12 protein-coding genes and 2 tRNA genes are annotated in these 14,553 nt (G+C 61.8%); 12 read left to right on the forward strand and 2 right to left on the reverse strand.

The features are described from left to right. Nucleotide 1 precedes the first annotated feature (1 nt). Nucleotides 2–700 (reverse strand): Tat pathway signal protein, encoded by a 699-nt coding sequence (locus tag J7I86_RS07915; protein ID WP_214818858.1) that lies wholly within the window; start codon nt 698–700, stop codon nt 2–4. A gap of 152 nt (nt 701–852) precedes the next feature. Between J7I86_RS07915 and J7I86_RS07920 the strand changes: the two genes are divergently transcribed. From J7I86_RS07920 to J7I86_RS07960, 9 genes are all read left to right on the forward strand, one after another. Beyond that, complete coding sequence (locus J7I86_RS07920; RefSeq protein ID WP_214818859.1) at nt 853–2,394, forward strand: DUF4118 domain-containing protein; 1,542 nt, start codon at nt 853–855, stop codon at nt 2,392–2,394. After that, the gene (locus J7I86_RS07925; RefSeq protein WP_214818860.1) at nt 2,391–3,065 is read left to right on the forward strand and encodes a response regulator; all 675 of its coding nucleotides are present in this window, start codon (nt 2,391–2,393) and stop codon (nt 3,063–3,065) included. Before J7I86_RS07920 ends, J7I86_RS07925 begins: the two co-directional genes overlap by 4 nt. A 32-nt stretch (nt 3,066–3,097) precedes the next feature. Next, the gene (locus J7I86_RS07930) at nt 3,098–3,754 is read left to right on the forward strand and encodes an MOSC domain-containing protein (protein WP_214818862.1); all 657 of its coding nucleotides are present in this window, start codon (nt 3,098–3,100) and stop codon (nt 3,752–3,754) included. A gap of 394 nt (nt 3,755–4,148) precedes the next feature. Then, entirely contained in the window at nt 4,149–6,344 is a 2,196-nt protein-coding gene (locus tag J7I86_RS07935; RefSeq protein WP_214818864.1) for a DEAD/DEAH box helicase, read from the forward strand. Nucleotides 6,345–6,618: 274 nt separating this feature from the next. After that, entirely contained in the window at nt 6,619–7,098 is a 480-nt protein-coding gene (locus tag J7I86_RS07940; RefSeq protein WP_214818866.1) for a LysM domain-containing protein, read from the forward strand. A 130-nt stretch (nt 7,099–7,228) separates the two neighbouring features. After that, nucleotides 7,229–7,300: transfer RNA gene (locus J7I86_RS07945), tRNA-Thr, on the forward strand. A 62-nt stretch (nt 7,301–7,362) separates the two neighbouring features. Further along, nucleotides 7,363–7,436: transfer RNA gene (locus J7I86_RS07950), tRNA-Met, on the forward strand. A gap of 65 nt (nt 7,437–7,501) precedes the next feature. After that, nucleotides 7,502–8,158 (forward strand): NAD(P)-binding oxidoreductase, encoded by a 657-nt coding sequence (locus J7I86_RS07955; protein WP_214818868.1) that lies wholly within the window; start codon nt 7,502–7,504, stop codon nt 8,156–8,158. 165 nt (nt 8,159–8,323) lie between these two features. Continuing rightward, nucleotides 8,324–9,892: a Na+/H+ antiporter gene (locus J7I86_RS07960; protein WP_214818870.1), complete on the forward strand. Its 1,569-nt coding sequence runs from the start codon at nt 8,324–8,326 to the stop codon at nt 9,890–9,892. 28 nt (nt 9,893–9,920) lie between these two features. Here J7I86_RS07960 and J7I86_RS07965 read toward each other — a convergent pair whose 3' ends face one another. Then, nucleotides 9,921–11,144, reverse strand: coding sequence for an ROK family protein (locus J7I86_RS07965; RefSeq protein WP_214818871.1), 1,224 nt, complete (start codon nt 11,142–11,144; stop codon nt 9,921–9,923). A gap of 276 nt (nt 11,145–11,420) precedes the next feature. On the opposite strand from J7I86_RS07965, the gene J7I86_RS07970 reads away from it, so the two are divergent. The 3 genes from J7I86_RS07970 to J7I86_RS07980 are packed head-to-tail and all read left to right on the forward strand — an operon-like array spanning nt 11,421 to nt 14,530. Next, on the forward strand, nt 11,421–12,668 hold the full coding sequence (locus J7I86_RS07970; protein WP_214818874.1) for an ABC transporter substrate-binding protein: 1,248 nt from the start codon (nt 11,421–11,423) through the stop codon (nt 12,666–12,668). A 24-nt stretch (nt 12,669–12,692) separates the two neighbouring features. Further along, nucleotides 12,693–13,655, forward strand: coding sequence for a carbohydrate ABC transporter permease (locus J7I86_RS07975; protein ID WP_214818876.1), 963 nt, complete (start codon nt 12,693–12,695; stop codon nt 13,653–13,655). After that, complete coding sequence (locus J7I86_RS07980) at nt 13,655–14,530, forward strand: carbohydrate ABC transporter permease (protein ID WP_214818878.1); 876 nt, start codon at nt 13,655–13,657, stop codon at nt 14,528–14,530. Before J7I86_RS07975 ends, J7I86_RS07980 begins: the two co-directional genes overlap by 1 nt. Nucleotides 14,531–14,553 lie beyond the last annotated feature (23 nt).

Genomic DNA, 14,553 nt, shown 5'->3' on the forward strand with positions numbered 1-14,553 from the left:
CCTAGCCCCCCGAGCTTCCGCCGCTTTTGGAGCTGCTGCCGAAGCCGCCGCGGCTGACCGTGCCGCCCTTGGTGCTGTAACCAGTGGAGGACTTGGCCCCTGCAGGCACGTTCTTGGTGTAACTCGGGTACGAGCTGCGGTTCTGTCCCACGGCGGGCACACTGGCTCCACGGGAGTAGAAGTACCACGCGTAAACCCCTGAGCTGCGGCCTGCCGAGCTGCTGTTGTCACACTGGTTGTCGTCAACGCGCTCGCCGGTTTCCTCATTGAAACAGACTTGTGCGTATTCGGCTTCCTGCTCGTTGCTTGCCACGATTGCAGTAATGGTTCCGGCCAGGAGGGCAGTCACGCCCAAGCCCACCACCACGGTGCGGCGCTGCAGGCGCTTCTTCTTCTTGATCGCCTCAGCCTCACCGCGTTCGCGCTCTTTGGCGAAGGGGTCAACCACGGGGAGAGGTTGGCCGGGTTTGGGCGCTCCGGTCCCAGCTTGGGGTGCAGCGGCGGGCATTTTCTTTCGCTTGCCGGTGCTGCTTTGCTGAGGTTCTTTTTCGACGGGCGTAAACAGCTCAGGGTGGAGCTCGGGTTTGGGCACCTGCCAAGGAGGAGGCTTGGGCGGATTGTTGCCCGCCGCGAAGTCTTCGTTGTTGTCCCTGCTGCCGCCGTTATTGCCGGCTGCATCAGGGCTGTCTTTCGGGCCCATGTATATCCCCCTGGATAGACCGTTGAAGTGTCCGGCGCCACGCCGGACCAGAATACTGAGAGCAAGCTTAGTCGCTGTGTGCCGCGCAGGCATGGCTCACAGCCGTAAATGGGGATAAGTCCCCATGTTTGGAAGCATGCAAGGATGTAGCCATGGCGGGACCTGAAGCAAACAGCAACGGCGACGACGGCGTGCTGCTGCGGCTCCCGCCGGTCCGTGGCATTGGGGGCGGACGGGTCGTCACGGGCTTGTTGTTGGCTGTTCTGTTGCCGCCCGGCATCGAACTGATGGTCACGGTCCTCGGCTTCCGCAACTTCGCCATCATCATGCTTTTGCAACTGGCTGTAGCTGTTGCGGTGGCTGCTATCGGTGGTCTGTGGCCGGCCGTGGTGGCCGCAGTGCTGGGTAGCTTCCTCCTGAACTACTTTTCCGCGGACCCGGTTGGTTCCCTCTCCATCGCCGATCCCACCACTTTGTTCACCTTGGTGGTTTTCCTGGCGGTTGCCTGCGGCGTTGCGCTCGCAGTGGGCCTGGCCAGCCGCAGGGCGCAGGAAGCAGCCCGTTCCGGGGCCGAGGCCACGGCACTGAGTGAGCTCGCCCTGCGCATCCTTAGTTCTGATGGAAGTCTGGAGTCCTTCCTTGAGAAGGTGCGCAGCAACCTGGGCATGGAAGCGGTGACACTGCTGGGTTCATTGCAGCCAGGTTCATCACAGCAGGGCGCATCAGCCGGTGCGCAGCCAGAGTGGCGTGTCCTGGCGGGTGCCGGCCCGAATCCGCCGGTGACCCATGCCGCCGCAGACCATGCCGCCGTCGTCGATCCCCACTACACCTTGCTGCTGCGGGGCGGTCCATTGTCAGCCCACCAGCAACGGATGCTGGCCGCGTTCGGGGCTTTCGTGGTGGCCGTCCGGGATCGGCAGCAGTTGGTGCAAAGCCGACGGGACAATTTGCGGTTGGCAGAGGGCAACAAGATGCGGACCTCCATTCTGCGCGCTGTCTCGCATGACCTGCGGACTCCGTTGGCCGGGATCAAGCTCGCCGTCAGCAGCCTGCGCCAGGAGGATGTGAACTTCCCGCCGGACGTGGAACGCGAGCTGCTGGAAACCATCGAGGAGTATGCCGACCGCTTGGACCACTTGGTGGACAACCTCCTGGATATGTCGCGCATTACGGCGGACGCGGTCAATCCGCTGTTGTCGGGCATTGTGTGGGCGGAAGTGCTGCCGCAGGCGTTGCGGGGCGTTCCCCGGGAGCGGTTGCGCAATGAACTGCCGCCCAACCTTCCTCCGGTGCAGGCCGACGCCGGAATGCTTGAGCGCGTGGTGGCCAACATTGTGGAGAACGCCGTGAAATATGCGCCGGACTCTGATGTAGTCCTGACTGCCAGAACGGGGGAGGGGATCACCTTGGGTGACCGGCCTGCCAGCGAACTCCGGATCATCGATCACGGCGGGGGAGTAGGGCACAGGGAAGTGGTGGATATTTTCCAGCCGTTCCAACGCTTCGGTGATTCGCCGTCGTCGTCGCCGTCCCCGGGACGTGGAATCAGCGCTGGTGGCGGGATCGGATTGGGCCTGGCGGTTGCTAAGGGGTTCAGCGAGGCCATGGGCGGCAGGCTCGCTGCGGAGCCGACGCCGGGCGGCGGCTTGACCATGGTGGTCATCTTGCCGCTGTGGACCGGGGGTGCGCAATGACGTTGGTGCTCATCGTTGAGGATGAAGCCCGTATTGCCCGCGCCATGCAGGTGACACTTCAAGCGCATGGCTACCAGGCGCTGACTGTGGGAAACGGCGCCGACGCCTTGGAAGCGGCCGCCAAGCAACCCGTGGAGATCGTGGTGCTGGACCTCGGCTTGCCGGACATGGACGGGGTGGAGATCATCCGACGCATTCGTGGGTGGAGCAGTATGCCCATCATTGTGCTGTCCGCACGGCACGCCTCGGAGGACAAGGTTGAAGCGCTCGACGCCGGTGCGGACGACTACGTGACCAAGCCTTTCGGTTTGGATGAGCTGCTTGCGCGGCTTCGGGTCGCCTCGCGCCGGGTCGTTACCGAACATGAGGAACCAACGCTGGCCACCAAGGACTTCATGGTGGACCTTGCGGGCAAGAAGATCGTCAAGGACGGCCAGGAAGTGCGGCTGACACCCACGGAATGGAACATCCTGGAACTGCTGGTCCGGAACAAGGGAAAGCTGGTGAGCCAGCAGCAGATCCTCACCCAGGTTTGGGGGCAGGCCTACGCGAAGGAAACGCAGTACTTGCGCGTATATATAGCCCAGCTGCGGCGGAAGCTGGAGCGGGATCCTGCCGAACCCCGCCACCTGCACACGGAAGCGGGCATGGGCTACCGTTTCGATCCTTAATACTGGCGACACACGTCCGTACACTGGTGACCATGAACACCGCATCCCTCCTCGCCGTCTGTCGTGTGCACCAGCTGCTGCCCGACCCCGCGGGGAGTGTGGGCGTCACTGGCTTGGACAAGCGCCCGGTGGAGGGGCCGGTCAAGGTTCATAAGCTTGGGCTTCACGGGGATGTGCAGGCAAACCGGGTGGATCACGGCGGGGAAGATCAAGCCCTGTACGCGTATTCGCAGGAGGATGCGGACTATTGGTCAGGTGATCTGCAGCGGGAGATGCCCGCCGGGATTTTCGGCGAGAACCTGCGCGTCACCGGAATCGAAACCACCGGGGCGGTCATCGGCGAACGCTGGAAGATCGGCTTGGATGTGGAATTGGAAGTCACGTCCCCTCGCGTGCCCTGCGCAACCTTCCAACGGGTGATCGGCGAGCCGCAATGGGTGAAACGCTTCACGCAGGCCGGCCGGGTTGGAACCTATCTCCGGGTGATCAAGACGGGCACCATCTCCGCAGGAGACCACATCCACCGCACCTTCGTCCCCAAACATGGCATTACTGTGGGCCAGTGGTTCAGCGAACCCACCCCGGAACTAGTGCAGATACTCCTGGATGCCGATGCCGACGGCGAGATCCGATTGCAGGAGGACTACCACCCCGTCTTCGACAGAATATTGCGCAAAAACGGGCTCTAAAGCGGTGCCGTGGCGGCTGGAGACCCGGGTGTGAACAAGCTCACCCGGCCTTTGTCGTCCCTCAAGTCGCGGTGAGGGCCCTTTGTGCCCTACACTTGAAATATCCCCCACTCCGGAAATCCCTTTATCCTGCCCAATTCTTGAGGCAGGACTGGTAAGTGTTGGGGCCCGCAAATGTGTGTGGGCATTTTCATAGGGAGAGCCGGCTAAAGAAAACGCTGTACAGACTGCTGGGATAGCAGCCAAGAGATGCAGCGGGAAGTCCTGCCATGGGATTGCGATAGCGCCGGACTTCTTGCGAAAGCAGGGCACCTTTCCTGTTTCTCGCGACGAGTAATGCGGCCAAGCCCAACCGGGCCGCGCCGACTGCCCTATGGATGAGGAATTTCCCCCTATGACCGAAAATCTCAACGAAAACTTCGACGCCCAGGCCGCTGATGTAGAGACCGCCGAGTCCGCTGATGCAGCGACCCCCGAGTCCGCTGCTGTAGCAGAGACCTCCGTTCCCGCCGAAGCTGAAGCACCGGCTGCTGCCGCTGCCCCCGTCGAGACTCCTGCAGCTCAGACTGCAGCCCCCGCCTTCACCGAAGCTCCTGCCCCGAAGGCAGAAGAAGAGGAAGAAGAAGGCGTCCGCTTCGTCGATCTTGGCATCGACGGACGCGTTCTGGCCGCCCTGCAGGATGTCGGCTACGAAAAGCCGTCCCCCATTCAGGCGGCCACCATTCCGCTGCTCCTCGAAGGCCGCGACGTTGTTGGCCTCGCCCAGACCGGTACCGGCAAGACCGCAGCTTTTGCTGTTCCTGCGCTGTCCCGCCTGGCTGAACTCCACGACCTCAACGGCCCGTCCCGCAAGACCCAGGCCCTGGTCCTGGCTCCGACGCGTGAACTTGCCCTTCAGGTGGCAGAGGCTTTCACCTCCTACGCCAAGCACATTGATGACTTCACCGTCCTCCCGGTTTATGGTGGCTCCGCTTACGGTCCCCAGCTCGCCGGCCTGCGCCGCGGTGCACAGGTTGTTGTGGGCACCCCCGGCCGTGTGATCGACCACATTGCCAAGGGTTCCCTGGACCTGTCCGAGCTCCAGTACCTGGTACTGGACGAAGCTGACGAGATGCTGCGCATGGGCTTTGCCGATGACGTGGAGCAGATCTTCCAGCAGACTCCTGAAACCCGCCAGGTTGCGTTGTTCTCTGCCACCATGCCGGGCCAGATCCGCCGCATGTCCAAGCAGTACTTGAACAACCCGGCCGAGATCTCGGTGAAGTCCAAGACCACCACAGGCGCCAACACCAAGCAGCGCTACCTTCAGGTCATGGGCCCGCACAAGCTCGATGCCCTCACCCGCATTCTTGAGGTTGAAGAGTTCGACGGCGTCATCGCCTTCGTTCGCACCAAGATGGCTACCGAGGATCTTGCGGACAAGCTCAAGGCCCGCGGCTTCCAGGCTGCCGCCATCAACGGCGACATCCCGCAGCAGCAGCGCGAACGCACTGTTGAGGCACTGAAGGAAGGCCGCATCGACATCCTGGTTGCTACCGACGTCGCGGCCCGTGGCCTTGACGTTGAGCGCATCAGCCACGTGATCAACTACGACATCCCCCACGACACCGAGTCCTATGTGCACCGCATTGGGCGCACGGGCCGTGCAGGCCGTTCCGGTGACGCCATCCTCTTCATGACGCCGCGTGAGAAGTACCTGCTGCGTTCCATCGAAAAGGCCACGCGTCAGCCGGTGGAGCAGATGCACCTGCCCACCGCTGAGACCGTCAACACGCTGCGCCTTGGCAAGTTCGCCGAGCGCATCACGGAGACCCTTGAGTCCGAGGATGTTGCAGCGTTCCGTGACCTCATCTCTTCTTACGAGGAAGAGCACAACGTGCCGGCCTCCGAGATCGCTGCAGCCTTGGCCGTGATGGCTCAAGGTGGACAGCCCTTGCTGGTCAAGGAACTGCCTGCAGCTCCTGAATACCAGAAGCGCGAGCGTTCCAAGGACGGCTTCGGCTCCCGTGGCCCCACCCGTACACTCACCGAGGGCAACGCCACTTACCGCATCTCCGTGGGACGCCGTCAGCGCGTCATGCCGGGTTCGATCGTTGGCGCCATTGCCAACGAAGGTGGCATCTCCTCCGCACAGATCGGTGGAATCGACATCCGCTCGGACCACTCCTTGGTGGAGCTCCCCGCAGACCTGAGCGCGGATCAGTTGCGCGCTCTCTCCCGCACACGCATCGGTGGCGAGCTGATCAACCTTGAGCTGGACAACGGGCGCAAGCCCAGTGGCGATCGTGGCAGCTACCAGGGCGGTGGACGTGGTGGCTATGGCGACCGCGAAAACCGTGGCGGCGGAAACTTCAAGGGTGCCGGTGGCTTCAAGAAGGACTTCCGCAAGTCCGACGGCGAGCGTACCTCGGCAGACCGCGGCGGCCGCTCCTACAGCGACCGTTCAGAGCGCACCGCAGGCAGCTTCGGCGACCGCGACCGTGGACAGGCCAGCGGATCCCGCTTCGGCGGTCACGGTGACGGCGCCCGCAAGCCCCGCACCGGCGGCGAAGGCAGCAACCGCGACTTCAACCGCAAGGGCAAATGGTAAACACCCGCAAGTGGTAAACACTCGCTGGTGATAACCACTTCCTGAGTGGGCATCACTAAGTAGTTCCCGTCAGGGGGTCGGCTTTCGAGCCGACCCCCTGACGTGTTTAACGCCTCACTCATTACTCCTCACTCCCGGGCCTGTTCGTGGTTCGCGCAGTTGTACTGCGGGGAGATCGAACAAGAGCGGGTTCCATGGGACATCACGTCGCCGTACGATCGAGGCACGGCTTAAAGACACGGCTTAACGCAAGCAGAACACAAGAGGGTGCTCCATGGGATTGCTGGACAACGTGAGGAAGAACCTGGGCTTCGGCGGCAAGGGAGCTGAGGAAAAACGCGAGGCGGCTCCGGTTGGCCGGACTGCGGAGGATCAGGCAGTGGAGGATGCTGCCGCCGTCGAGGTTAAGGCATCGGATCAGGACGCGGCGGAAGCTGCAGCCGCTCAGGCCACCCGGCAGCAGGCGGCTGCGGACGCTGCAGCAGCGCAGGAGGCCGCGAATGAGGGCTTGGATCCTGAGGCTCCGGAAGTCCGCCCGCAAGCGGAGGAAGCCGCCGCTGAGGCTGCTGCAGGGACGGGGCAGCCAGGACCAGTGGCACCGAGGGTCACGGAGGTTGTGGTCGAGCAGGGCGACACTATGAGTGGGATCGCTGCGCAGTACGGCGTTGACCTCGGGCCGCTGATCGCCACCAACGCGGACACTGTGCCCAATCCGGACCGGATCTACCCCGGACAGGTGCTCAGGCTTCCCTGATTCCACCCGCCGAAAGAAGCGAAAATAGATCAGGAAACATGCGTCTTCGCAAATTGTGTCGGCGCCGTTTTTCCGCGTTTTTTCGCCGATTTGTAGCTTCTGAAAACGTCCGGTAGAGTATTTACTCGTTGCCCCCCTAGCTCAGTGGTAGAGCGCGTTCTTGGTAAGAACGAGGTCACCGGATCGATTCCGGTGGGGGGCTCTGGATGAGGGCCTGTGTCAAGGCGGTTTTTGACCGGCTTGACACAGGTTTTTCTCATTCGTGGCGGTGTAGCTCAGTTGGTTAGAGCGCACGACTCATAATCGTGAGGTCGGGAGATCGAGCCTCCCCACCGCTACAGAGCAAGACCCCGCAGCTTTCGCCTGCGGGGTCTTTTTTCGTTTGGTAGGACAGAATGGGTCCATGAGCCGAATCGCAATCATTGGCGGCCACGGGAAAGTGGCCCTGCATCTGTCCCGCATTCTCAGTGGCGAAGGTCACGACGTCACGTCTTTCATTCGAAATCCCGATCATGTGGCAGACGTCACGGACACCGGCGCCTCTGCTGAGGTGCTGGATGTGGAAAATTCGACGACGACGGAACTCGCCAAAGCTTTCCAAGGCCACGACGCCGTGGTCTGGTCAGCCGGAGCCGGCGGGGGGAATCCTGCCAGGACCTATGCCGTTGATCGTGACGCTGCCATCCGCTCCATGGACGCTGCGGCCGAGGCAGGCGTCAAGCGGTACGTGATGGTGTCCTACATTGGCGCCGCGAAGGACCACGGAGTGCCCGCGGACAACCCGTTCTTTGCCTACGCCGAGGCCAAAGCGGCCGCAGATGACTACCTTCGCGCTACCGATCTGGATTGGACCGTCCTGGGCCCGGGAACCCTGACCGACGAGCCTGCCACGGGCTTGATCCAGACTGACCCGGAGAACCCCGGCAACGGTACGGAGACCTCGAGGGCCAATGTTGCCTTGGTCACGGCAGCAGTGCTGGAGCTGCCGGGCACCATCCACCGGACCATCGCGTTCAAAGATGGAACCAAGGACGTGGTGGACGCCCTCACGGAAGGCTGACCCGGACCCTTCGGTTCAGGAGCTCGTGCCAGTGCGCGGGCGTTCAACCGGGCAGTGGTAGGTGCTTGCAGAGCCTGATATACCCCCTCACCGGGATATGTTGGTAGGGAACTTTTTCGGCTTGGGCCTGGGGAAGTGCCGTGCAACTTCAGGGGAAGCAGGAAAGTGGATCAGTTGGCGCTCATTGTCGGGTTGCTGCTTGCGACGGTGGTTGCGGTGGGCTTGGGGGACAGGCTTCGGCTTCCCTACCCGGTCCTCATGCTTCTTCTGGCTGTTGGACTCACCTTCATTCCGGGTTTCCCGGAGTTTGAGATCTCGCCCGAGCTGATCCTGCCCATTTTCCTTCCGCCTTTGCTGTTCGCTACGGCGCAGAAGAGTTCCTGGGCGGTTTTCCGCGTACGCTGGCGGACACTTCTCCTGATGGCTGTGGCCTTGGTGGTGGTGTCCACCGCTGTAGTGGCCGGCGCTGCCTGGCTCATGATCCCAGGCATTGGCATTCCCGCCGCGATCGCGCTGGGTGCCATGGTGGCACCTCCGGACCCCGTTGCGGTGGAATCCGTGGCGGGCCGCGTGCACATGCCCCGGCGGCTCATTACGGTCCTCCAGAGCGAAGGACTTTTCAACGATGCCGCGGCAATCGTGATCTTCCAGGCAGCTGTGGCGGCAACGATCTCCGGCAAGGAAGTGGGCCCAGAGGTTATTCCGCAGTTTGTCATCGGCGCGGCGCTGGCTGTTGTGATCGGCATAGCCATGGGCTGGTTGACAAAGTTCGTCACCAAACTGGTGACCTCAATGGTGGCCCGCAGCGCCGTTACTTTGGTGGTTCCTTTTGCCGCCTACATCCTCGCCGAAGAACTGCACGCCTCAGGTGTGGTGGCCGTCGTCGTTACCGCGTTGGAACTGCAGCGCCATACGCGGCCGCAGGACGCTGCTGAACGCATCACGCGCACCGCGTTCTGGGATGTGGTGGAGTTGCTGGCAACCGGGTTGGCCTTTGGCCTGGTGGGCTTGGAAATCCGTCACGTGATCCGTGATGAAGGCAGTGCCATATTCGGGATGATCGGCATGGCCGTTGTGGTCTGCATCCTGGTGTTCGTGGTGCGCTTCCTGTGGCTGGGCTTGCTCTCCCTGACCGCCCGCAGGCGGCGCAATCTCTTTCCAACGTCTCCCAAGGAAGTGCTGATCCTGACCTGGTGCGGCATGCGGGGACTTGCAACGCTGGCCTTGGCGTTGGCCCTGCCGATGACCTTGCCCGATGGAAGCGACTTCCCCGCCCGGCACGAAATCCTGGTGATTGCCTGCGCCGTCCTCCTGGCCACCCTGGTCCTGCCGGGCCTCACGCTGCCGTGGCTGATGCGGGTCCTCAAGGCCACGGAGGACAGCTCGCACCAACAGGACGCAGCCCGGGTACTGGCAAGACGTGCCCAATCCGCCGCCGTGGCGGCCTTGAAGGACCACGACCTCATGAAGGAATTGCCGGCAGAGAAGGTGGCCCTGGTCAAGGAGAAGATGCGTCGTTTGCACGCGGAGCTTCTGGATGGCACTTTGCAGAATGAGACGACCGCCGAGAAGCGCAAGCGTGGGCGGGAACTGTCCATTGCCGTACAGACCATCGCCCTCGATGCTGCCCGTCAGGAAGTGGTGGCAGCCCGTAACGAGCCAGGCACCGATCCGGAAGTAGCTGACAGGGTACTCCGCCAACTGGACCTGCGGACGATGTCGATGCCGGACTAGGTCAGTGCCGACTCTGATTCAGGCCGGATCAGCCCGTTGTCACCGGCTGTGGCAATGATGCCGGGTAGAGGTCCAGCGCATGCTCTTCCACGTAGTCCAGGGCATGGCGGATTGCACCGAGAGACACTATGCCGTCTCCGAGTTCGGAAGTTGCCAAGCGCGGGGGAGTGAAGGTGAACTCCTGCACCTGCTTTTCCATGGCCGGGAGCAGGGCATGGGCAGATGCTGCGACGGCTCCGGCAATGACCACAAGCTCCGGATTGACCAACGTGCTGATGGAGCCGATGACCCGGGCCATGCGGTGCGCCATGCGGTCCAGGACCTCACAGGCTGCCGGGTCGCCTTCCGCTGCTGCCCTGAAGACCATCTCTGCGGTCAGGGATTGGGGATTGCCGTCGCATAGTGCGCGCAGCGTTGTTTCCGCGCCCGAGTCAAGGACTTCCCGGCCCCACAATGTGGCATAGTGGGCGATTCCGTAGGTGTCACCCACCCCGTCCACGTTGTCCAGGTATCCCAGCTCACCGAAGCCGCCGACCTGCCCATGGAGCAAACGGCCTGATTCCAGGATGCCGGACCCCAGACGATCGCCGGCGAGCATGACCACGAGGTTGTCTACGCCCTGCGCGCTGCCCTGCCAGCGTTCTGCGAGGGCTGCGAGGTTGGCGTCGTTTTCCAGGAGAACTTGCCACCCGTGGCGCTCGGACACGATCCGGCGCACATCAAAGGATTTCCAGAACTCCTGGGCCGTGAGGACCTCGCCCTGACGGCTGACCGGGGCGGCCACGCCAACAGATACGGCGAGGACGGAATCTGCGGAAACGCCGGCCTTCTCCAAGGCATCGGCCGCGATCCGGTCCAATACGTCTGCGCGTTCATCGGCCGGGACGTTGTAGGCGCGGAACGGCATCGTCACCTGGGATAGGGCCGTTCCGGCCATGTCAGCCACGATCGCCGTGATCTTGTTGGCGCCTATGTCGATCCCGATCACGCTTGCAGCGCTGTCGTCGAAAGCGAAGCGCCGCGCCGGCCTGCCCTTGACGTAGTCACCGGTTCCTCGCTGGTTCTCCAATTCCTGGAGCCAGCCGAGGCGGACGAGCTCGTCGCAGATGGAAATGACGGTGGCACGTGAGAGGCCGGTGGCAGCCATGAGTTCGGTTCCCGTAACGATCCCGGCGCCGCGCATGGCCTTAAGCATTGCGCTGGCGTTCACCCTGCGTACCAGTTGCGTTGACGGTGCGGTCCCGGGCTGCATTCGTTGACTCCCATTCTTCAGCCGTCCAGCGGAATGATAGGGCGGTCTCTCTAAATTTAGTGCATAAATTTAGATGACGACGCATTTCCCCGATCGCTTGACGCTGTGTCAGAGATCACTCACCATGGTTAGCGATAGGTAATAAATTTACCGCCTATCTAAACTTCGGGTGGCGCTGCACCGCTCCACTGCACGATGCAAGGCGGCCATTGAGGTCCGCAAGACGAAAGGGCTACGGCGTCGGTGAAAATAACACGCAGGAAACACTTAGCAGCGATGGGGTTGGGCTTGGCGCTGGTAGCCGGCCTTCTTTCAGGCTGCACCGGAGATTCGGGCTCGGGAGATACGCGCAAGGCGACCATCCGCTTCACCTTCAGCAAACGGGAAGCCATTGGTTTCATGACCAAACTGGTTGCCGACTACAACGCTTCCCAGGATGACACCGAGGTGGTCCTCGACACTTCCGGCGTCGACGTCGTGTCCGCGAGTTTCGTTCGCGGCAATCCGCCGGACATTGCGCTCGCCAACTACAACATGGAAACGTCCCGGTTCGTCCAACGCGGAGCGTTGAGCGATCTGTCAGGAACTGAAGCGGCCTCCCGCATCCGCGAGGACCTCAAGCCGCTCATGGATCAGTACGGTTCCTATCCGGGGCGGACCAGTGCCCTGCCGTACTCGGTCATGGCATCCTCCGTGATCTACAACAAGGAAATCTTCGCTGCCCACAACATTGCGGTGCCCACCACTTGGAGCGAATTGATCGCAGCGTGCGAAGCACTGAAAGCGGCAGGGGTAACACCGTTTTATGCCACATGGAAGGATGACTGGACCATCGCCCAAGGGTGGTTCGACTATTCAGTAGGCGGCCAGTTGGACACCCTTGCCTTCTTCAAGAAGCTGGACGCTGAAGGTGTGGACGTCGGCCCGGAGTCTTCGGCGTCTTTCCAAAAGGACTTTGATCAGCCCGTCCAGAAGATGTTGACGCTGGCAAAGGGCTACGTGAACAAGGACGCTGCAAGCCGGGCGTATGGCGATGGCAACCTGGCGTTCTCACAGGGCAAGGCGGCGATGTATCTGCAAGGCCCGTGGGCGTTCAGTGAGATCGCCAAGACCGCCCCGGACTTGAAGCTCGGAACCTTCCCGCTGCCGATGACTGAGGACCCCGAGGACTTGCGCGTCCGCGTCAATGTAGACCTCGCGGCGTGGATTCCGGAAGCTTCCAAACATAAGGACGCTGCGCGCGACTTCCTTGAGTTCCTGTACCGGCCCGAGGTGATTGATGCCTACAACAAATCCCAGCTGGGCTTCACGCCCACCAAGGATTCGGCCAACGTTCCAGATCCCCGGGTTGAAGGAATGGTGGAGTACTACAACGAGGCCAAGGTGTACCAGGGCCCATCGGTGCTGGTTCCCCGGACCATCCCCATCATGAACTACACGCAGGCAATCGTGTTCGGCGCGTCCCCTGCAGCCACCCTCCGTACCCTCGACGCAGATTGGGCGCGCCTGGCCTTCCGCCAGTAGTGCAGACCATAGGGAGTCAGACACATGTCCAGCATCAGCACCCCAGCCACCACCTCCGGGAAGAACCGCCAAACCCGGAGTTCCCAACCGCAAAGCCGCCAAACTCAGAGTCCCCAAAACCAGCGCAGGAAACGGGGCGTTGAGCCCATCTTCTACCTCTTCCTGGTGCCCAGCCTCATCCTTTTCACCCTGGCCATCACCATCCCCGGCATCATTGGCATCTTCTTCAGCTTCACGGACTCCATTGGCATCGGCGACTGGGAGTTCATCGGCCTGACCAACTACATCGCAATATTCAGCGACCCGGCCATTCTGCAGAGTTACCTCTTCACCTTCGGGTTCTCCATCGTCACAGTGATTGCCGTGAACGTTGTCGCTTTCCTGCTTGCCGTCGGCCTGACCTCGCGCATCCGGATGAAATCAGCCCTGCGGACCGTTTTCGTGATCCCCATGGTGGTCTCCGGCATCATCATCGCCTACGTCTTCAACTTCCTGTTTTCGAACTCCCTGCCCTCCCTGGGTACTGCTGCAGGTATTCCATGGCTGGAAAGCAGCTTGCTCGCCAACCCTGACTTGGCGTGGATAGCAATCGTGCTGGTCACGGCCTGGCAGGCAGTTCCAGGGGCCCTGCTCATCTACATTGCCGGTCTTGTGGCGGTGCCCGGAGACGTCTACGAAGCCGCTGAAATTGACGGCGCAAGTAAATTCCAGCAACTGGTGAAGATCACCCTCCCACTGGTGGCCGGTTACGTGGTGATCAACATCATTCTCGGCTTCAAGGGCTTCCTCAACGCCTACGACATCATCGTTGGTTTGACCAACGGAGGCCCGGGAACCTCTACCCGGAGCATCGCCATGACCGTCATCTCCGGCTTCAACGGCGGCGACTACGCCTACCAGATGGCCAACGCCACCATCTTCTTCGTGGTGGCCATCTTGATCTCTCTCCTGCAGCTCTCGCTGACTCGCGGACGGAATGCACTGTAATGACCAACGAATCCATGACCAACAAAGTGATGACCAAAAAATCCGGCTCCACAGTTGAACGCGTGAACTGGCCGGCAACCACCGTCCTGGTTCTTTGCGCGGTGACAGTGCTCCTGCCCTTGTACGTCACGGTCTCCATGGCGTTCAAGACCCAAGGACAGGCTGTGGATGGCAACGCCTTTTCCTTCCCTGCCCCGCTCAGTCTTGACGGCTTCGTCCAAGCATGGACGTTGACGAACTTTCCGGTGGGTGCCGCCATGTCTTTGCTGGTGACGGCCGGGACCGTTCTTGCCACGATCGTGCTGGCCGCTTTCGCCTCCTATGCGATAGTGCGGAATTGGGAACGGCGGCTGTTCAGGTACTCGTTCTTCTACCTGCTGGGGGCTATGTTCATTCCGTTCCCCGTGGTTGCGCTGCCGCAGATCCAGCTCACAGGCCGCCTCGGCCTGGACAACCCTTTCGGCGTCATTCTGTTGGCCACCATGTTCCAGTTGAGCTTCAGCGTGCTGCTCTTCACGGCATTTCTCCGCTCCATCCCGATGGAACTGGAGGAGAGCGCAAGGATCGACGGCGCAACTACGTGGCAAACCTTTTGGAAGCTGATTTTCCCGCTCCTGGCGCCGATGAGTGCCACCGTGGGGATCTTCGCTTTCCTCTACGCATGGAATGACTTCATGATGCCGTCGCTGATTATTTCCGATCCGGCCATGCAGACGCTTCCCGTACGGCAGAACCTATTCCAAACGCAGTTCAGCAACAACTATCACGTGTCCTTCGCGTCTTACTTAATGGCTATGGCGCCGGCGATCGTTGCCTACCTGTTCACCCAGCGGTGGGTCATGGCCGGTGTGACGCAGGGCGCTGTAAAGGGCTGACCATTGTTGACCTTCACTGGACC

The sequence above is a fragment of the Arthrobacter sp. ISL-95 genome (assembly GCF_018613695.1).
GTDB lineage: Bacteria > Actinomycetota > Actinomycetes > Actinomycetales > Micrococcaceae > Arthrobacter.